Origin of the sequence: Oceanobacillus rekensis, from assembly GCF_002153375.1 — a bacterium.
GTDB lineage: Bacteria > Bacillota > Bacilli > Bacillales > Amphibacillaceae > Oceanobacillus > Oceanobacillus rekensis.
Window position 1 is genome coordinate 514,528 of sequence record NZ_MTBQ01000003.1, and the last position, 19,799, is coordinate 534,326.

Genomic DNA, 19,799 nt, shown 5'->3' on the forward strand with positions numbered 1-19,799 from the left:
ATCTTTGTGCATTGAAACCATTTCCTAACCTTGGCCTAACTTGTACAATATACTTATAAAGCGTTTACATTTTGGAGGGATTATATTGGCTGAATTACGATTGGAACATATTCAAAAAGCGTATGATAAAAATATTGTCGCAGTTAATGACTTTAATTTACATGTTAAAGACAAAGAATTTATTGTGTTTGTCGGACCTTCAGGTTGTGGTAAATCGACAACTTTAAGAATGATTGCTGGTTTGGAAGAAATTACAGAAGGTGACTTCTATATTGATGAGAAGAAAATGAATGACGTGGCACCGAAAGATCGCGATATTGCGATGGTTTTTCAAAACTATGCATTGTATCCACATATGAATGTATATGACAACATGGCATTCGGTCTAAAGCTGCGAAAATTTAAAAAAGAAGAAATTGATCAACGAGTTAATAATGCCGCTAAAATACTAGGGCTTGAAGCATATTTGGATCGGAAGCCTAAAGCACTTTCTGGTGGACAACGGCAGCGTGTTGCACTTGGACGAGCTATCGTTCGTGATGCAAAAGTATTCCTGATGGATGAGCCCTTATCCAACCTGGATGCTAAATTACGTGTGCAGATGCGTGCAGAAATTCAAAAGCTTCATCAGCGTCTACAAACAACTACGATTTATGTCACACATGACCAGACAGAAGCAATGACAATGGCCACACGCCTAGTAGTGATGAAAGACGGTATTATTCAACAAATCGGTGCACCGAAAGATGTTTACGATAATCCAGATAACGTCTTTGTTGGAGGTTTTATTGGTTCACCTTCTATGAACTTCTTTACTGGTACATTAACGGAAGACTATTTTGTAATTGGTGATTCGAAATTAAGGGTCCCAGAGGGCAAATTAAAAATGTTGCGTGAACGAAATAATATTGGGAAAGAATTAATACTAGGGGTTCGTCCAGAAGATATTCATGATGAACTCATATTTATTGAATCGTCTCCAGATACGAAAATTAAGGCTGACATTGAAGTTGCTGAATTAATGGGAGCGGAATCCATTTTATACTCCAAACTAAGTTCTCAGGACTTTGTTGCTAGAGTAGATTCACGTACAGATATTAAAGGTGGCGACACTATAGACCTAGCTATTGATATGAATAAAGTTCATTTCTTTGATAAGGAAACGGAATTACGCATAAGATAATGGGGTAAGAGAAGCGAAATTAACGCTTCTCTTTTGTACGAATATGGTTAATATGGTTATATGTAAGTAAGGGAGGAAAGTCCCGAAGACTTTCCTCCAGCCATATTATTAGAAGTTTTGTCCATTCATTTGTTGTTGAGCAGTTTGTACAAGACGTTTTGTGATTTCTCCACCAACAGAACCGTTTGCACGGGAAGTTGTGTCTGCTCCAAGATTAACTCCAAATTCTTGAGCAATTTCAATTTTCATTTGATCAAGAGCTTGTTGTACACCAGGTACAAGTAATTGATTTGAGTTGTTGTTGCTAGCCATGTTTATCACCTCCTGTAATTCTATTGTCTGCACATCCGGAAATCTTATTACAAATATTTGTTGGTAAATTGTAGGGTATTTTCCAATTACATAAAATTGCCTTTGATTAAGCTTTTTTGGCTTTATAATCGCCATAGCCGAGACAAACTGCTACAAAGGATAAGTAGCTTTGGTGACCGCTCTAGGAAAGAGTTTTTAAACGATTAACTGCATTAGTGATTGTTGTAAAAATCGCACAGCTTCACCAGTCCTGGTGAGCGGAGGGCGGTGACTTCCTGCTGGAAAAGCATTTGTCCGAAGAACTGAAGAGTGGTTTTCTCTTCGGGGCTGATGAGGCCGTGCCTTAAATGCGCATCCGCCCGAAGCGGTCCCGGACGGTAGAAAAACCACATATCTATCTTAGTAACATGCTTTTCGATAGGATAACCATTGCGCAGGCCTAATTATTATTTGCTTGAACGAGTAACCGTAGTCCCGATTTTTTAGAAAACAGCCAATAAAAAAGGAGCTTGCTGATTAAGCTTGCTCCTTTTTAAGCTATTCTATTTATTTCGGGTATGTCATTTCTTTCGGATTAACATATTCGTCAAATTCTTCTTCTGTTATTAATCCAAGTTCAATAGCAGTTGCCTTTAATGTTGAGTTGTCATTAAATGCCTTTTTGGCAATCTTGGCTGCATTTTCATATCCAATATGAGGATTCAGTGCTGTTACGAGCATTAATGAATCATTTAAATATTTTTCAATTTGTTCATTATTTGGTTCTATACCAACCGCACAGCGTTCATCAAATGAAATAATGCTGTCTGAAAGTAGTTGGCTGGACTGCAGGAAGTTATAGGCAATGACTGGTTTAAATACATTCAGTTCAAAATTCCCTTGACTCGCAGCAAATCCAATTGCAGCATCATTCCCCATAACTTGTGCTGCAACCATGGTAACTGCTTCACTTTGGGTAGGGTTTACTTTTCCAGGCATAATCGAACTTCCTGGTTCATTTGCAGGAATTGTGATTTCGCCAATTCCACAACGTGGTCCACTTGCCAACCAGCGGACGTCATTCGCAATCTTCATCATATCAGCTGCCAATGCTTTAAGTGCTCCATGTGCATACACTGTTTCATCATGACTTGTTAATGCATGGAATTTATTCGGTGCGGAAATGAATTTCTTCCCTGTATATTCACTGATTGCCACGCAAACACGTTCAGAAAACTCCGGATGAGCATTCAATCCGGTTCCAACAGCAGTACCACCAATTGCCAATTCTCTTAAATGATCTGTACTTTCAGTAACCATCATTTCAGATTTCTCCAGCATCCGATGCCAGCCACTAATTTCCTGACCGAGAGTCAATGGTGTAGCATCTTGCAAATGTGTTCTTCCGATTTTTACAATGTCTGAGAATGCTTTCATTTTCTCATTTAATGTTCCTTTTAGTTGCTGAATTGCAGGAATTACTGTATCTTCCAATTTCAGTACAGATGCCACATGCATTGCTGTAGGATATGTATCATTGGAGCTTTGGGATTTATTCACATCATCATTTGGATGTAATCGTATTTCGCTATTCTTTTCTTCAAGCCACTTGTTACCAACAAATGCTAATACTTCATTTACATTCATATTTGATTGTGTTCCACTACCTGTTTGCCATACAACAAGCGGAAAATGCTCATTCAATTTATCCTCAAGCACTTGATCTGCTGCATAATAAATTGCCTCTGCTTTTTCGCTATCCATTAGTCCTAAATCACTGTTCGCTTTTGCTGCACTTCGCTTTAATATTGCAAACGCTTTTATAATTTCTATTGGCATATTTTCATTACCAATTGGGAAATTTTGTTTACTTCTTTGCGTTTGTGCCCCCCAATATTTTTCAGCTGGAACATTAATTTCCCCGATTGTATCTCTCTCCACACGAAAATCCACGTTAATTTCCTCCCTTTATATGTATAAGTGCTTCAAACCATCTCTATTGTACCAAATTTTCCGGGAAGAATAATACTAATTATACTTATCTTTCTAAATTTTTAAGCCCTTTTGGTAATTAAAACCTGTTGACACAAAATTGTACTAGATTCTTCATTTATGAGATGGGATTTTTAGTTATAATGATTAGAGGTAAACTTACCAATAGAAGGAAGACAGTTTATATAATAGTATAAGTCTTCGATACAAATAAATGTTGGAATGTGTAAAAAGGAGGATGTCTTGATGCCGAATATATGGACACATATTTTATTTTGTGAAGATGCTATCGATGCCGTAAAACGCCCATATCCATTTTCACCATACGAGCCATACATGAGGTTAGGTGCTCAGGGACCGGATCCCTTTTTCTATTATAACTTTTGGCCATGGATTAAAAATGAACCAGTACATGAAGTCGGTATGGCGTTGCATACGAGACGATGTGGCGAATTCCTAGCTGATTTAATTATTCATGCAAAGGATCAGTGCAATGAGGTCAAAGCATTTGTTACTGGTTTTATCACACATCATATTTTAGACCGTAATGCCCATCCATATATTCATTACCGTGCTGGCTATAGCGGCAGCAAACACCAAAAGCTGGAAATAATTATTGATACACTAATATTGGAGAAATACCACAAGTTAAAAACCTGGAAATCACCTGCATATAAAGAAATTGATGTAGGAAAATCATTGAACAAAGAATTACATGTATTACTTGATCAAACAATAAATAAGCATTATCCAGAACTTGAAAGGCCATCTTCGAAATATATCCAAAAGGCTTACAAAGATATGAAGCTTGCACTTAAAATACTTTCTGACCCTTATGGCTGGAAACATCGTTTGCTGGGACCCGTGATCTCATCTTACTCACATAAGCCAATAAAAGATGATATGGACTATTTGAATCTTAAACAGACAACATGGTACCACCCAGCAACGAAAGAGCCTTCCACTAAAAGCTTTATTGATTTGTACAGCACGGCCCGTGGGGAAGCTATCCAAGTCTTAACGGAATTACAAAACTATTGGGAGAACGGCAACGACTATGCTCTACAAAGGCTAGTAGAACTTATTGATAATATTTCGTATGATACCGGCAAACCATTAAATCTTGGTCTCACATTAAAATATAGTGATCCTATTGTATAGAATAAAGACGGAAAGCTGACGTAACGTATACTTCCATAAATTGCCAAAATCTTATACTTTATAAAACCAAATAAAAAAACAGAGCCCCGACGCTCTGTTTTTATTTCGGTTTTATTTCTACTTTTTCTTTCGGGTACGTGAGTCGTTTTGCATCCCGAATCCCCTGGTCGATATCCACGAAGCGAAGGATAAAAATACCGATGATAAAAAAGAAAATAAGCGAAATAATACCAAGTCTACTGTTTCCTGTAATCTGGCCAATGAAAGCAAACATAAAAGGACCTATCACTGCTGCAAACTTAGACGAAATTCCGTAAAACCCAAAGAATTCCGCGTGTTTATTTGCAGGAACCATCTTTCCAAAAATAGACCTGCTAAGTGATTGTGCCCCACCTTGAACCATCCCAACACAAATGGCGAGAATATAAAAATGAAGCGATGAATTCATGAAATATCCGAGTATGACAATACCAAGATAGACAAAAAGCGTTATATTCAATGCCTTCTTAGCTGTTATAACAGTCGCCAGCCAACCAAAGAAAAATGTAAAAGGAATACCGACGAACTGTGTGATTAACAAAGCAATGATTAAATCATTTTGAGCAATACCTATTTCACTTCCATAAATAGTCGCCATCCGAATAATTGTCGATATACCATCATTATAGAGCCAAAATGCCAATAGAAAAATAGCAAGTTGTTTATATTGTTTAATCTCTTTTAATGTATTACCTACCCTCGAAAAACCGATGGCGATGTAGGATTGATTCCTTTCCGTATGAACTTTTTTCTCTTCTTTAATATTCTTTAGTAAAGGGATGGAGAAAATAAACCACCATATACCAACCGTTGCAAATGACACACGGCTGGCCATAGCTGTGTCTACTAATCCAAACCAGCCTGGATTTAGAATCATCAGTACATTAATGGCAAGTAAAATACCTCCACCTATATAACCGAAAGCAAAACCACCCGATGAAATGCGATCCATCTCATCCTCTTTCGCTATCTCAGGCAAAAAACCGTCATAAAAAATATTAGCTCCCGAAAATCCAATGGAACCAACGATAAATAATACAGAAGCTAATAGATAATCTCCTTCACCAACGAAAAACAATAAAATACTAGCAATAATACCCATAAATGCAAAAAATTGAAGGAACTTCTTTTTAGCTGCAGAGAAATCACTGATTGCTCCTAAAATCGGCGCCAGTATAGCGACTATCAATACAGAAATGGATTGGGAATAACCCCAATAACTTGTTGCAAGGCCTTCTTCCAAACCAGAGGCAGCAACACTTGAATAGTAAACAGGCAGAACAGCAGCCATAATGGTTGTCGCAAATGCTGAATTCCCGAAGTCATAAAGCATCCAGCTCCGTTGTATTTTCTTTTTATTTTCCATCGACCTATCACCCCTTTTTCAGCATACCAAATAAAGAGACGATGACACATAATATTAAATGAAATTTTATTAGAAAACTTGATTGTCACCAAGCTTTTAAGTGACAACCTTAGTTGCACTTATGCAGTAAGAAAATATTTATGCTTTCTTAACTGCCAAAAAAATACAAACATGAGCGGTCGTAATAAAAGCCTTACCATGAAAAGGTAAGGCTTTTATTGTCTATTCCCAAATAAAATGTTTAAATTCATCACTCAACTTCATAAAATCTTCCCTGTTTCCATTTTCTATCGAATCATTGATATCTTCTTCTAATCTTTTCTTATTCCAGTTAAAACAAAGTTCATCAAGAATTAAACGAGCAAGGAGTCTAATTTCATAAGGAATTTCACGTTTAGCTTGCAATTTTCCACCTTGATAGCGACAAAATTTATAAACTACCTTTTCCTTTTTCATAGAACATGCCCCCTTTGTCTATTCTATTATTATCCTAAATTTTTAGAATAATTGCAACTATTTTTATTTTAATTTGATGTTTATTTAAGCTAAATTACTTAACAAGATCAAAACATATTCACTAAAGACCGAATGTTTCTCTAGACCAACCATGTACACCTTTGATAAACTATTAGAACTGAACGAAAGAGCAATATAATTTAGGTTTAAAATACAGACATACTTATAATTTCCACTGTTTTGGAACAACCTCTTATAAGGGATCAGGAATACATATAGCTATCATACATGGAGGCAAGGGATGAATCACTCAGACAATCTAAAAAGAGGCGAAAAAGGTGCTTGGCTCAGTATCTTTGCCTATATCGTGCTAGCAATCACCAAACTATATATCGCAAGTGTTGGTAATTCGGATGCATTAAGGGCTGATGGTTTAAACAATTCTACAGATGTCATAGCATCGATAGCCGTATTAATTGGGTTAAAAATTTCAAGGAAACCCCCTGATGAAGTACATCGTTACGGACATTACCGAGCAGAAACCATTGCATCTTTATTCGCAGCCTTTATTATGATGTTTATCGGTATACAGGTCATATTAGATACATTTAATAGCTTATTAATTGCTGAAGTTCCTCAGCCAGATATGCTAACGGCATGGACCGCAATAGGTTCAGCATTGGTTATGCTATTCGTTTACCGCTATAATTTAAAGCTTGCAAAACAAATAAAAAGCAGCTCGTTGAATGCTGCTGCACAGGATAATCGCTCAGATGCTCTAGTGAGTGTTGGAGTGTTTATTGGGATTGTTGGGGCACAATTTGGTATCTTCTGGCTGGATCCTTTAGCAGGATTAATTGTAGGTATCATTATTTGTAAAACAGCCTGGGATATTTTTAAAGATTCCACAATTACATTAACAGATGGTTTTGATGATGAACAGCTTGAGAAAATTAGAAGGAGTATATCCAAAGATACAGACGTAAAAGAGGTTGTTGATGTAAAAGGCAGAATCCATGGTAACCAGGCCTTAATAGATATTACCATCCTAGTCGATCCTAATCTGACTGTAGCAGAAAGTCATCATATCACTGAAAGAATCGAATATTACCTGTACGAGAAACATACAATCACATATGCACATATTCATATTGAACCATACGAAGAAAAAGGGGTATAACGCATATAATTTACGTTATACCTCTTTATTTAGGCTTCTTGCGATAGAGATAAAGTGCGAACTAAGATAAGCAGCAACTTCGGCGACCGCTCTGGGAAAATACACTGTGCGTATCCGCCCACAGCAATCATAGACGGCGGCATAAGCACATGTATTTGGAAATCTGCCAGCAGTCACTTTTTATGATTTTGTGGAAGAAATCTAAAATACATAGTAGTTAGTTCGCAGTTTATCTTGGGCTGCGAGAAATGCAAGGCAACAATTGGCGGTATTGTAACCATAGTTTAAAATATTATGAACAAAACATATATTCATAAAGATAAAAAATAAACGGTAATGATTGCTCCAATTACAACCAACACTACATTTAGACCTATATAAGCAAGAATTACAGCTACAATTCCACCTAGCAATCCAATTTGGGATTTATCTGGATTAACAGATAAAATACCAGGGAAAATTAGCGCCCCCAATGCTGCATAGGGAATAGCACTGAGCCATCTATTCACCCAGGGCCGGAACTGCATTTTTTCAATGACAAAAGCTGGAATCACTCTTGGTATCATGGTCACTAAAGACATACCAATAATGATTAGAATAATCATGCCACATCCTCCTTAAGCAAGTAAATACCGCTCATTCCACCAATAATCGTTCCCGCTACGATTGCCCACCCTGTACTCATACCAAGTTGAATACACAATGCATGAATCAGCATAGCAAATAGAGCTATTACAGCTATCTTTTTCTCCTTTTTAATCGAAGGTATTAGTAATCCGATAAACATAGCATACAACGCAATTCCCATACTTTGACTCAATCTATCTGGTATAACATCCCCTAAAACCCCACCAAGAAAAGAACCGATAATCCAGGATAAGTACGCAATGCTTATGATTGTTCCATAAAAAAAGGCACCCTTTTCCATTTTGGCCTCGTCTTTATTGATGGATGAGACTGCAAATGATTCATCCGTTAAACCAAGTGATAAAGGTATTTTCCATTTTAATTTTAATTCCCTCAGTTGATTCATAAACGAAAGACTCATGATAAAATGGCGAAAATTGAGTACGAATGTTGCAATAATAATTTCTAGTGTACCTGTGCCGACTGCAATCATATTTACTCCCATAAACTGACTAGCTCCAGCAAAAACCATAACACTCATTAATGTCAATTCCATTAAAGTCATTCCTGCCTGTTTTGCCAGCACTCCATAAGTAATGGCAACTGGTAAGTAACCGAGCATAATTGGAATCCCGGTAATAAATCCTCTTTTAATCATATGTACCGCAGTGGATGAATAAATCTCTGCTTTGTCTGTCACAACTACTGACATTCCTCCTTCAGTAAAATTCTACTTATTATAACTGAATTTTTTGCAAAGTTGAAGTCTTTATAGGTCTTTTATGATTTATTAAGTCCAATTTTTGGCATTCTATTTAAACAGATACTTTTTGAAAAAGATATGTTATTGACAAATAATCAATCAACCGTGTATAGTCAATATTATCATAATTAAATACTTACATTATCCAAGGATTCACAGTAGACTATTCCCTATGCAGAAAAAAGAGACAAAGCGGTTGCTGCAAGCTTTGGCAGGTAATGATTGAATTACAGTTTCCAATATTCTGTTCGAAACAGAAATATTATAAATGGATTATTACATTGAGAGGGTGGATTTATTTCACCAATCAGGGTGGTAACGCGGAGATAAGCTTCGTCCCTTTTTAGGGGCGGGGCTTTTTTATTAATTTCAGAGGAGGAAACAACAACATGGTCCCTATTAACCCAAGACATTATCCTTCATTAATGGAAGCAAGTTTATTCTTTATTCTTATCATCGGTCTGATTAGCTATTTTATTATTGGATTAGAAACAGTACCACATATACCGATATTACTTGGTATTTTTTCTTTAATTGCTTATGGACTATTAAAAAGGATTTCCTTTAAAGATTTACAAGAAGCTATGATTTCAGGAGCAACCGCTGGAATGGGTGCAGTCTTCCTGTTCTTTCTGATTGGAATACTTATCAGTAGCTGGATCATCAGTGGTACCATTCCCACACTTATCAATACAGGCTTTTCGATTATTGGCGGTACATGGTTTTATGGAATTGTATTCGCTGTGACTGCAGTTATCGGGGTCGCACTAGGTAGTTCGTTAACGACGACTGCTACAATCGGCGTAGCATTTATTGGCATGGCAAGTGCTATGGATATCTCGCTTGCTATAACAGCTGGTGCAATTGTCTCTGGTGCTTTCTTCGGAGATAAAATGTCTCCACTGTCCGATACGACTAATCTTGCATCAACCATTGTCGGAGTGGATTTATTTGATCATATTAAACATATTAGTTTAACAACCATTCCAGCTTTTATCATTTCATTTATTTTATTTATTTTAATTTCACCAGAACAATCTGCTTCATTCGGCCATGTTGCTGAATACCAAACAGCACTACAGTCATCTGGACTTATACATTGGGCTTCATGGATTCCATTAATTGTATTGATCATTTGTACTCTATTTAAGATTCCAGCATTTATTGCCTTAACAATCAGCAGTTTAATCGCTACTGTATCAGCGGTTTTCACGACAAATCTGAACTGGGCTGAAATATGGACAATCTGGTTTAGTGGCTATACTGGCACAACTGAATTTGCTCCTGTAAATGAATTATTAACAAGGGGCGGTATCAATAGTATGCTGTTTACCATTTCGCTAGTTCTTTTGGCGTTAAGCTTTGGGGGACTTTTGTTTGCGACCGGAATACTTCCAACCATGCTTACTGCTCTACAAGAAAGGCTAAGCAAGGTTCGCTCTATTATACTTTCAACCGCTGCAACAGCAATCGGTGTGAATGTCTTAATCGGAGAACAATATTTATCCATCTTGCTGACCGGTGAAACATATAAAGGAATATATGAAAAAGCAGGACTAACGAAAAAGGCTCTCTCCAGAACATTGGAGGATGCCGGAACAGTCATCAATCCACTTGTTCCATGGAGTGTATGTGGAGTATTTATCGCAGACGTATTAGGTGTTCCCGTGCTTGAATATTTACCATTCGCATTCTTTTGCCTGCTTAGTCCACTGATAACAATCCTATTTGGGGCAAAAACAGCAAGAATGAATAAATGATAGAAGAGCCGAGAGTTTTTTTTCTTGGCTCTCTTTTTGATTGTGCTTGACTACTTGGACACGATAAATTACTCTTTTCCAGAAAACATGGCAATCGGGAATTCGCCTCTTTTCAAAGCTCGCACTTATGCAAACTTCCTTTACTGCAAAAAAAGAGAGTTCCCCTCTTAGGAAAACTCTTCCATTTCATATAACTTCCAGTAATTTCTTCAAACCATCGAGCAACCTTGGTGACGGTCTACAAAATAGTGATTCTTCAAGTACATGAATATTGCCATTCTGTATGGCCTTCATTTCACTCCAACCGGGGCGCTTAATCACTAATTCGGGTCGCATTTTTTCTTCTTTGATACCAACCCAGACCATACATATATGATCAGGATTTCTTGCTTTGACATCTTCCCAGTCAGTTTGATAACTTGCTACGTCTTCGGATGCAAATATATTTTCTGCACCGGCAAGTTCGCTAATTTCTGTGAGCCAATTCACTCTTCCTGGTGTGAATACGGGCTTGGGCCACCATTCCCAATATAAGGATGGGCAAGTATCTCTTTCTGAAGCTTTTTCTTTTAAATGTGCTACCTCATTAAGAAACCTTTCCGCTTTTTTCTCACCTAACTGCTTGAGATTTAGTTCATCTCCTACAGTTCTTATATCATCTGCTATCTCCTGTAATGAGTTGGGATTAAGAATAATGTATGGAATTCCCTTTTCTTCCATGGCCACGATATTCTTTTCCATACCTGGGACACTTAAAGATGCTAGGACGAGATCCGGCTTTAGTTTTTCCACCTTTTCCATATCGATGGAAAGGTCTGGACCAACTTTCGGCAAGCTCACTATAGATTCCGGCCAGTCTGAGAAATCATCAACACCGACCAATACATCTAATTTACCTAAATAAGCCAAGATTTCCGTATTACTCGGACAAATGGATACAACTCGCATTGATGCCCTCTCCTCTACCCACGTATAAAGTTGATTATTTATCTTGATCGGTTAAAATTAGTGGTCCTTCTTTTGTAATAACAATTTGATGTTCATATTGTGCAGAGCGTCCTTGATCGATGGTTCTTGCCGTCCAGCCATTGTCGTCCATTTGGCTTTCCCACGTACCTTCATTAATCATAGGTTCAATTGTAATAACCATGCCTTCTTTCAAGCGCAACCCTTTATTCGGCAATCCAAAATGTGGAATATGTGGTTCTTCATGGATGGTTGGTCCAATTCCATGTCCTGTAAAATCACGTACAACGGAGAAACCTTCCGCTTCCGCATAAACTTGGATAGCATGACCAATATCCCCGATTCTGTTTCCAAGCTTTGCTTGCTCGATTCCTTTGTAGAGAGCAGTATTAGTTACATCCATCAATCGTTTGCCAACAGCATCAACATTTCCTACAGCATATGTCCAAGCAGAATCTGCCAACCCACCGCGAAGGTTAACGACCATATCGATTGTAACGATATCCCCATCTTTTAACTTCTCATCCGTCGGAAAGCCATGGCAAATCTCATCATTGACTGATGCGCAAATTGCATACGGGTATCCACTATATCCCTTTTGTTCCGGTGTTGCACCATGTTTGGCCATAAAATCTTCGGCAAATGTATCAATTTCCATTGTCGAGATTCCAGGTTTAATTATTTTAGCTATTTCTTTATGACATGCAACAAGAATATCACTTGCTTCCTGCATTTGTTCAATTTCACGTTTACTTTTTCTTGTAATCATCGGGTAAACTTCCTTTCTATGTGGTAAAAACTCTGCTATATTATTCGTATTTTAATTTACCACTTTATATATCAATTAAATACTTTAATTAAATACATTAATTAGTGAAATATCCAAAATAAAGTGTATCATAAAAAACTGTTAAATTCAGTAATGGAACACTTCAAAACAGAAAACCTAAAATTCATTTTACATTAGACTTAAGTTTAACCATATATGTAATTTTTACAGGTAAAGGAATAATTATATGACAATGAAAAAAATGCAGCGGATTAGCGCTGCATTCTTATTTTCTAGGCAATTAGGAAAGTATAAGTACTTTCTTAACTGCTAAGTGTGGCTAGTTTGTCACTTAAAAGCTCGGTGACAATCTTAGTGTTCTAACAGTATCCGCCACCACCGTAACCGCCATCTGTATATGCTGTTCCGATGATAATTAATAAGATGAATAACACAACCAGCAATGCGAAACCGCTGGATCCGAAACTTCCTCCGTCTTTACTCATTCTTTCCCCTCCTCAATTCTTTAGACTACTTTACTTTATGCAATCCATCTGAATTGGGAAGGGCTAATTGCTCAGTTTTTAGACTACAGATAATCTTTTACATTGTAAATTTTGCCACTATTTATATCGGTATCGACTAGAATATCGATCAGAACACCACCAACAAGCTCTGTACTTTTTAGTAAATTATTTTCTTTGTACCCTTGAAACGTTTCCAACTGTAAAAACTCTGACTTGGTACTGGACCGAATCTTTTTCTGCATTTCCGTATCCATAATTCCTGGACTGAAAGCAATTATTTTATGATCCGTTTTCAATTCCTCTTGCTCGAGTGCAACCGTTTTTGTATACATATTCATACTTGCCTTTGTTGTACAATATGCACTCCATCCATACATTGGTGATTCTGCAGCACCAGATGTAACAATTGCACATATGAGCGGAATTTCTTTTTCAGTCGCTTTATCCAGAAAATAATTAGTGAGCACCATTGGGGCAATTGTATTTATATGAACATGGCTTTTCAGTTCGTTAGCTTGTATGTGCATCGATTGCTTAACTGGCTCTACAACTCCTGCATTGTTAACCAAATAAATAGTATTCGTCTCTTCAGAAAAAACGATATCAGCTACTTCTTCACATACCTGTTCCAGTGATTCAATTTTCTCAAGGTCACAAGGAATATGTTTAAATATCGCATTATTCTCTTTGGCTATTACGGAAAGATAGTCATTATTACTCCGGGACAAACCAACGACATGAACACCGGATTCCAAAAACAGCTTTGCAATCGATTCGCCAAGTCCCTTGGAAGATCCTGTTATGATGGCATATTTCATTTCATTAAACCCCCTGTTCTAATTTTACAGTTTTCCTAAATAGTTATTATGTAAAATACCCCGAATCCGATTTACAGAAACGGGGGTGATGCCATTAATGAAGCATTATTAGAGAAATAGCTATCCAACTAGCGAAGCTTTATTTCTTTACCTCATCCCAATAATATACAAGTGTTTCCATACCCTTATCAAAACTATCCAATGGAAAACTCTCATTTGGAGAATGCAAGCGGTCATCAGGTGTGCCGAAGCCCAACAAAACTATTGGGATGTCATAGATTGCTTCAATCCACTCTACTACAGGTATAGAGCCGCCCATACGAAGGTAGACTGTTTCTTTGCCGAATGCTTTTGTATAGCTTGACGCAGCTTTCTTTATCAGTGGATGTGTTGGTTCAACTTTATATGCTTTAGCCGAAAGTTTTTCCTTTTTTACATCCACGGTGACTCCAGTTGGCACTACGTTATTAACATGGTCTTCCAATAACTTCTGGACTTTTTCTGGATCCTGTCCTGGTACAAGACGGCAGGTTATTTTTGCGGTTGCTGAAGAGGGGATAATTGTTTTTGTTCCTTCCCCCTGATAACCACCATAAATTCCGTTTATTTCAAATGTTGGTCGGCCCATTGTATGTTCTTTGGCTGTATATCCCTCTTCTGAAACAGTTTCCGGTATTCCAGTCGTTTCTAAAAAGTCTTCACCAGGTGCCTGCTCCATGAGCTTTCTTTCCGCATCTGTCAATGGTTCCACATCATCATAAAATCCATCTACCGTAACAACTTCATTTTCATTTTTCATGGAAGCAAGGATATGACTAAGTGCCATGATTGGATTCCTTACAGCTCCACCATACATCCCTGAATGAAGGTCATGGTCTGGTCCATTAACAGTGATTTCGATACCAGTAAAGCCTTTCAAACCATATAGAATTGTTGGCTGATTCTTTTCAGCCATACCAGAATCAGATATTACTGCGAAATCAGCTTGGAACTGCTCCTTTTTCTCGTGAAGAATATCGTACAGATTTTCACTGCCAATCTCTTCTTCCCCTTCAATACATACTTTTACATTGATTGGGATTGCTCCTTCTGTTTTCATGTATGCTTCAAAGACTGCCAGGTGCATGAAAACCTGCCCTTTATCATCGCTGGAACCACGTGCAAAAAGTCTTCCATCTCTTACTTCCGGCTTGAATGGGTCGCTATCCCATAAATCAATCGGATCTACTGGTTGCACATCATAGTGACCATAGAAAAGTACTGTTGGTGCGTCCATTCCTGCTCCATTATATTCCGCATAGACGAGTGGATGTCCGTTTGTTTCCTGCTTTTCCACTTTGTCAAAGTTAATATCGGTTAAATATGTAACGATAAAATCTGCTGCGCTATGGACATCATCTTTATATTGGCTATCGGTGCTAACACTTGGAATAGCAAGGAATTCATTCAGCTTTCCAAGTAAACGTTCTCGATTATCCTTAATATAATGCAGCGCTTTTTCGCTCATGATACATACCTCCAGTTTCTTTGCATAATAAAATTTTAGAAAACAATCCTACTAATCGACTGCCTAAGTTATATCATTTATTAAAAAACTTCACGCCATTCTTCTTTTCGATTCAGCATTTCTTCTGCGATTTCTTTGGCACCTTCCAGGCTGTGGTTTGCAGCCCATCCGCATTGGACCTCATTACACGCAGGAACTTCCTCGGCTGTTAAAACATCATTTAATGTTTTCTCCAATATAACAAGGACATCGTCAAAATCTTCATGGTTAAGGAGCGATAAATAAAATCCTGTTTGACACCCCATCGGACCAATATCCAATACAGAATCCGTATGATTTCGGATATGTTCTGCCATCATATGTTCCAGTGAATGCAGACCAGCCATTTCCATATGTTCTTTATTCGGCTGCTTAAAACGGATATCGTATTTATATACCTTATCCCCATTGGATCCCTCTGTTACACCAACCAAACGTACATATGGTGCTTTTACTTTTGTATGATCAAGGTTAAAGCTTTCAACATTCATTTTTTTTGTCATAATTAAATCTCTCCTCATTTGGCTTATTTTTGTCTGTAAGAAACAAAGTCAGTCATTTGATTAGGCTATTTTCGCATGGTTTTCTATTACCAGGCCCCACAGCCCGAGATAAACTGCAATATAACTTCTGCTTGCTATAAGTAGGTGCTATTATCGCCGTCCGGGATTGCTGTGGGCGGATGCGCACCTTAGGGCACGGCCTCAGCCCACCGAAGAGAAAACCACTCTTTGCTGTCTTCGGACACATGCTGTTTCCGAAGGAGTCACGCCCACAACGATGCCGGACTGGTGAAGTTGTAGGATGCTTTTTAGCTATTAGCAAGTCTAGTCATTGTCAGCAACCTTCTAACCAGCTCTGGGAAATATACGGAGACTCCTGCGGGAAAAGAGGCATAGGTAAGACCCTGAAATGCGTTAGAATGAAGGGGCTCACCAGCCGCCCTAAGGTGCGTAAAGTATATCTCCCAGAGCGGTCGCCGAAGCTTACTTCCGTCATAGTTTATATAAGCTGAAAGGTCAACAATGTATACGAAAAGAGCCTTTGATTAAATGATACATCAAATCGGTACTTTTCAAAAGTATTCTCTATTATAGAAAAAACGAGTGCTTCGGGGAGCACTCGTTTTTTATCCATTAGTTATTTTGTGGGAAGATACGTTGAATCATATTGCCCATTTGATCAAAAAAACCTTCAATTGGTTCGCCATTGTTCATATCATCAACATAATTATTCGTTAAATCAATAAAATCAGGGTTCGATGAGACGTATACATTTTCAATATTGTTGTCTACCGATCTTACTATGTCACCAATTTTTTGCTTCGTTTCTTCGTTGACTTCTTCTTCACCGTCTCCATTATTCTGTCTATTTTGGTTTTGATCGTTTTTATTATCAATGCTTGCAGCTACATATGCATTATTATCCGTGGTTAGCACTTGTACACGGTCTACATCCTTAATTTCAGAAGTTATACGCTCTGCCGCTTCTTCTGATACATCGTATTGGTTATTACGATTCTCATCGTTCACGTTCGTACCACGGTTCTGCATTTGGTCAGCATCCCGATCCATCGTATTGTTACGAACTCCTGTTAGTCCATCACCAGTATTATTATGATTATTGTTATACCTGGTTTGCTCCGCATTGTCGTTCCCATTTGTACCTGCATCTTGTAATCCAGTTTCATCAGTATTCTGACATGCAACCAAAGTCAGAAAAAGTACTGCAAAAATGCTCATCAATTTGTATTTCATTGTTTATTCCTCCTTACGTGTTTGGTTTTATTATGTAACGGAGATTAAATACTATTCGTACTTGAGGAAACCCTTATATTGGTATTCACACCATAAATGTTGCCAACATTATATATAGAAAGCAGGAAAACATAACTAATGACCCTTGACAATCAAGGAGGAGTAATAATGATTCTGGACTACGACAAAGCACTTTACTATACGTTATGGGGACAATGGGATGATCTATTGGTATTAATGGTACGGACAAAAGATGATTTACTTTCTAAGAAAATCGAACGTTTTCTGAATGATTATCACTACTCATTGGACCAAACAAAAGTAGTTGATTCCCATGATACACTGCTGTACTACCTGGACCATGCGATGAAATACAATCCGCCTTTAGTAGAAGAAATATAAAAATGGAAAAGCACATATATGTGCTTTTCCATTAATTATTTCCATTACCACGATTATTATTGTTATTGCCATTGTTTTTTTCTTTGTTTTTGCTATTTCCATTATTATTATTATTATTATTATATTTTTCACTTGGATGATTTTTTTCTCTATGCTTATGTTTTTCGTTTGAATGATATTTTTCTTTAGAATTTTGTTTACCATGACCGCTGTTACTAAATTCATCTTTATAATATTTATTATTGCCTTTGCCATTATTCTCATTGCTATCTTTCACTTCATTTTTGGCTTTATCTTTTTTCATATTCTGACCATTATTATCTTTGTTCCTTTTCTCTTCACCTTTACCTTGATTGTCATTCGTGAATTTAGTCTTCTCAATCTTTTTTTTGCTCTCCGCTTTATTCTCAGAACGTGAACTATTCGCATTAGAGTTGGCGTTCGTTTTAGTCTTACCACTTTCACCCTTTAATTCATTTGGATCTTTTGATTGATGATTTATTTCGCTTACTTCTTTTTCAGGCTGCTTTTCTTGTGTAGAAATAGATTGATTTGGGCTTCTTTTATTGTTCTGTTCAGTAACTGGGGTAATTATCACTTCTTCATCATTTATAGAGGAGTTACCTTCATTTTCATCTGGTACTGTAATCGTATTATAAAAAGAGTTAATAATTGCTTTATCATTTGGATCAAATGTGGCTTCTTCTATTGAATCAGAATCTTTTTGCAATATTTCCTGGGCCATAACTTTGTTCATGGATATATCATTATCTTTAGCTTGCTTTCTAATTTTTTCTGGTACAATAAATGCAGCGATTTCCCATCCTGATATAGTTGAGAAATAATTTTTCAGGTTTCCAGTAAAAAGTTCACTTTGCCTTGATTGAGCATCCGTATAACTGATACCAACAAGCATGCTTTTATCATCATTAAACATTCCGATATGCTCACTTTTATTAATAATTTTACCAATAATTATTTCGATATTTTCATTTTCAACATCAGTTAGCTCGCTTAAAAGTAGTGATGCATCCTCATTTAATGCCTTTATATGCTGTACATTGAATTCTTCATCTATTTCCATTTCAATACTTGGATTGATATCAACAGTAATGTACGCATAGGTTTCCTTTTTGCCAACAAAAAAATATAATGGCAATAGTACTAAAAGCACAATACAAACCATAGAAAGTGTTTTAAATGGAACATTTATCCTCTTTAAGGAAAATAGCAGCCCTTTATAAGGCTTATAGGAAACTTCCTCCCCTACTGCCACGTTTTCATCAAGTACCACTACTTTCTTAAAAGAACCATCTCTAGTCAAAATAATCGAATATTTACGATGGTGTTCCAACACAATCCCTTTTTTCATTACCCCACTCCCTTAAGATAATCCTTAAGATAAATAAAATCTCCACTGAGAACTATAAAAACCGCTATAATAAATTTACGATTTCTTTCCAGTGTTTTCTTGCTGACTTCTACTTTTTTCAATAAGTCTTTGATCGGAAGTTTTTTCTTTACTTCTACATACTCCCTTAATTCGCTATTATCGTAAAGAATTTGTGCTACTTCTACTGCAGAAACGCGAGCATCCCTATGTTTAGGTGACACTTCCGTAATTTCTACTAATGTTAATTTATACTCCCCGAGCTTTTCTTTAAATTCCATAATCTCTTCTCTGCGGCGTATCGTATCCTGCTCTTGATTATATTTTTCGATTACGGCCGCTAATTCCATTGGATTTTCCATTTGTTCGGCATCAAATGATTCATCCAGTGACAACGGAGTCGGTCTTCTCTGGTTATATCTGATATAATCAATAACTTTACGTTTCACAACAAGTTTAGCAAACGACAAAAAAGAACTTCCCTTATCCGGGCAATAAGAAAAAATAGCCTCATTAAAGGCAGATAAACCAATACTAAATTCGTCATCCCTCAACGGATCGATATATCGCTTGCAAACTTCCGACACACTTTTAGCGATAAATGGCTTATACTTATCCAATAAATAATTTTGCATGGTCGTATTCCCTTGCTGAATGGATTCCACCATTTCTTCGAGAGGTTTGTCTTTGACCTGGCTGTTCATCATCAAACTGAAGACCTCCCAGCCACTATATAATTCGTAAATATTACAGTTTTTTCGGGTGTTGTTACAAAAACATTACATTTATGTATCGTTAATTGATTT

General features: G+C 37.1%; 21 protein-coding genes. 5 read left to right on the forward strand and 16 right to left on the reverse strand.

The features are described 5' to 3' along the window. Positions 1-85: 85 nt before the first annotated feature. Positions 86-1,183: an ABC transporter ATP-binding protein gene (locus BV906_RS09950; RefSeq protein WP_087973370.1), complete on the forward strand. Its 1,098-nt coding sequence runs from the start codon at positions 86-88 to the stop codon at positions 1,181-1,183. 108 nt (positions 1,184-1,291) lie between these two features. On the opposite strand, the gene BV906_RS09955 is transcribed toward BV906_RS09950, so the two are convergent. The 3 genes from BV906_RS09955 to fumC form a co-directional block, all read right to left on the reverse strand. Beyond that, positions 1,292-1,495 (reverse strand): alpha/beta-type small acid-soluble spore protein, encoded by a 204-nt coding sequence (locus BV906_RS09955; RefSeq protein ID WP_087973371.1) that lies wholly within the window; start codon positions 1,493-1,495, stop codon positions 1,292-1,294. A 212-nt stretch (positions 1,496-1,707) separates the two neighbouring features. Continuing rightward, positions 1,708-1,887: a hypothetical protein gene (locus tag BV906_RS19170; protein ID WP_140321979.1), complete on the reverse strand. Its 180-nt coding sequence runs from the start codon at positions 1,885-1,887 to the stop codon at positions 1,708-1,710. Between the two features lie 154 nt (positions 1,888-2,041). Beyond that, entirely contained in the window at positions 2,042-3,427 is a 1,386-nt protein-coding gene (gene fumC, locus BV906_RS09960; protein ID WP_087973372.1) for a class II fumarate hydratase, read from the reverse strand. A 285-nt stretch (positions 3,428-3,712) separates the two neighbouring features. Between fumC and BV906_RS09965 the strand changes: the two genes are divergently transcribed. Further along, positions 3,713-4,627: a zinc dependent phospholipase C family protein gene (locus BV906_RS09965; protein WP_087973373.1), complete on the forward strand. Its 915-nt coding sequence runs from the start codon at positions 3,713-3,715 to the stop codon at positions 4,625-4,627. A 100-nt stretch (positions 4,628-4,727) separates the two neighbouring features. Here the strand turns inward: BV906_RS09965 and BV906_RS09970 are convergent, their stop codons facing one another. Both BV906_RS09970 and BV906_RS09975 read right to left on the reverse strand, forming a co-directional pair. Further along, a complete protein-coding gene (locus BV906_RS09970) occupies positions 4,728-6,032 on the reverse strand; it encodes an MFS transporter (RefSeq protein WP_087973374.1) in 1,305 nt (434 codons plus the stop codon). Positions 6,033-6,254: 222 nt separating this feature from the next. Further along, positions 6,255-6,488 (reverse strand): IDEAL domain-containing protein, encoded by a 234-nt coding sequence (locus BV906_RS09975; protein WP_087973375.1) that lies wholly within the window; start codon positions 6,486-6,488, stop codon positions 6,255-6,257. 301 nt (positions 6,489-6,789) lie between these two features. On the opposite strand from BV906_RS09975, the gene BV906_RS09980 reads away from it, so the two are divergent. Continuing rightward, positions 6,790-7,668 carry a cation diffusion facilitator family transporter gene (locus BV906_RS09980; protein ID WP_087973376.1) on the forward strand — a complete coding sequence of 293 codons (879 nt, stop codon included), beginning with the start codon at positions 6,790-6,792 and terminating at the stop codon, positions 7,666-7,668. 311 nt (positions 7,669-7,979) lie between these two features. On the opposite strand, the gene BV906_RS09985 is transcribed toward BV906_RS09980, so the two are convergent. Then, positions 7,980-8,273, reverse strand: a complete 294-nt coding sequence (locus tag BV906_RS09985) for an AzlD domain-containing protein (protein WP_087973377.1) — start codon at positions 8,271-8,273, stop codon at positions 7,980-7,982. Then, positions 8,270-9,007, reverse strand: coding sequence for an AzlC family ABC transporter permease (locus tag BV906_RS09990; protein WP_087973378.1), 738 nt, complete (start codon positions 9,005-9,007; stop codon positions 8,270-8,272). Before BV906_RS09990 ends, BV906_RS09985 begins: the two co-directional genes overlap by 4 nt. A gap of 440 nt (positions 9,008-9,447) precedes the next feature. Between BV906_RS09990 and nhaC the strand changes: the two genes are divergently transcribed. Continuing rightward, positions 9,448-10,818, forward strand: coding sequence for a Na+/H+ antiporter NhaC (nhaC, locus tag BV906_RS09995; protein ID WP_087973379.1), 1,371 nt, complete (start codon positions 9,448-9,450; stop codon positions 10,816-10,818). 186 nt (positions 10,819-11,004) lie between these two features. Here the strand turns inward: nhaC and BV906_RS10000 are convergent, their stop codons facing one another. The 7 genes from BV906_RS10000 to BV906_RS10030 all read right to left on the reverse strand — a co-directional run bounded on the left by BV906_RS10000 (position 11,005) and on the right by BV906_RS10030 (position 17,201). Then, positions 11,005-11,766, reverse strand: coding sequence for a cobalamin-binding protein (locus BV906_RS10000; protein ID WP_087973380.1), 762 nt, complete (start codon positions 11,764-11,766; stop codon positions 11,005-11,007). 34 nt (positions 11,767-11,800) lie between these two features. Continuing rightward, positions 11,801-12,553, reverse strand: coding sequence for a type I methionyl aminopeptidase (gene map, locus BV906_RS10005; protein ID WP_087973381.1), 753 nt, complete (start codon positions 12,551-12,553; stop codon positions 11,801-11,803). 380 nt (positions 12,554-12,933) lie between these two features. Continuing rightward, entirely contained in the window at positions 12,934-13,059 is a 126-nt protein-coding gene (locus BV906_RS10010) for a YjcZ family sporulation protein (RefSeq protein ID WP_087973382.1), read from the reverse strand. A gap of 83 nt (positions 13,060-13,142) precedes the next feature. Beyond that, on the reverse strand, positions 13,143-13,898 hold the full coding sequence (locus tag BV906_RS10015; protein WP_087973383.1) for a (S)-benzoin forming benzil reductase: 756 nt from the start codon (positions 13,896-13,898) through the stop codon (positions 13,143-13,145). 139 nt (positions 13,899-14,037) lie between these two features. After that, positions 14,038-15,405: a dipeptidase gene (locus tag BV906_RS10020; protein WP_087973384.1), complete on the reverse strand. Its 1,368-nt coding sequence runs from the start codon at positions 15,403-15,405 to the stop codon at positions 14,038-14,040. Positions 15,406-15,485: 80 nt separating this feature from the next. Beyond that, positions 15,486-15,947 carry an S-ribosylhomocysteine lyase gene (locus BV906_RS10025; protein ID WP_087973385.1) on the reverse strand — a complete coding sequence of 154 codons (462 nt, stop codon included), beginning with the start codon at positions 15,945-15,947 and terminating at the stop codon, positions 15,486-15,488. Between the two features lie 633 nt (positions 15,948-16,580). Continuing rightward, positions 16,581-17,201 (reverse strand): YhcN/YlaJ family sporulation lipoprotein, encoded by a 621-nt coding sequence (locus BV906_RS10030; protein WP_087973386.1) that lies wholly within the window; start codon positions 17,199-17,201, stop codon positions 16,581-16,583. Between the two features lie 165 nt (positions 17,202-17,366). Here BV906_RS10030 and BV906_RS10035 point away from each other — a divergent pair, with 165 nt between their 5' ends. Further along, positions 17,367-17,603 (forward strand): YhdB family protein, encoded by a 237-nt coding sequence (locus BV906_RS10035; protein WP_087973561.1) that lies wholly within the window; start codon positions 17,367-17,369, stop codon positions 17,601-17,603. Between the two features lie 31 nt (positions 17,604-17,634). Here the strand turns inward: BV906_RS10035 and BV906_RS10040 are convergent, their stop codons facing one another. Together BV906_RS10040 and sigI are read right to left on the reverse strand one after the other, a co-directional pair. After that, the gene (locus BV906_RS10040) at positions 17,635-18,975 is read right to left on the reverse strand and encodes an anti-sigma-I factor RsgI family protein (RefSeq protein WP_087973387.1); all 1,341 of its coding nucleotides are present in this window, start codon (positions 18,973-18,975) and stop codon (positions 17,635-17,637) included. After that, positions 18,975-19,700 (reverse strand): RNA polymerase sigma factor SigI, encoded by a 726-nt coding sequence (gene sigI, locus BV906_RS10045; protein ID WP_087973388.1) that lies wholly within the window; start codon positions 19,698-19,700, stop codon positions 18,975-18,977. Before sigI ends, BV906_RS10040 begins: the two co-directional genes overlap by 1 nt. Between the last annotated feature and the right edge of the window lie 99 nt (positions 19,701-19,799).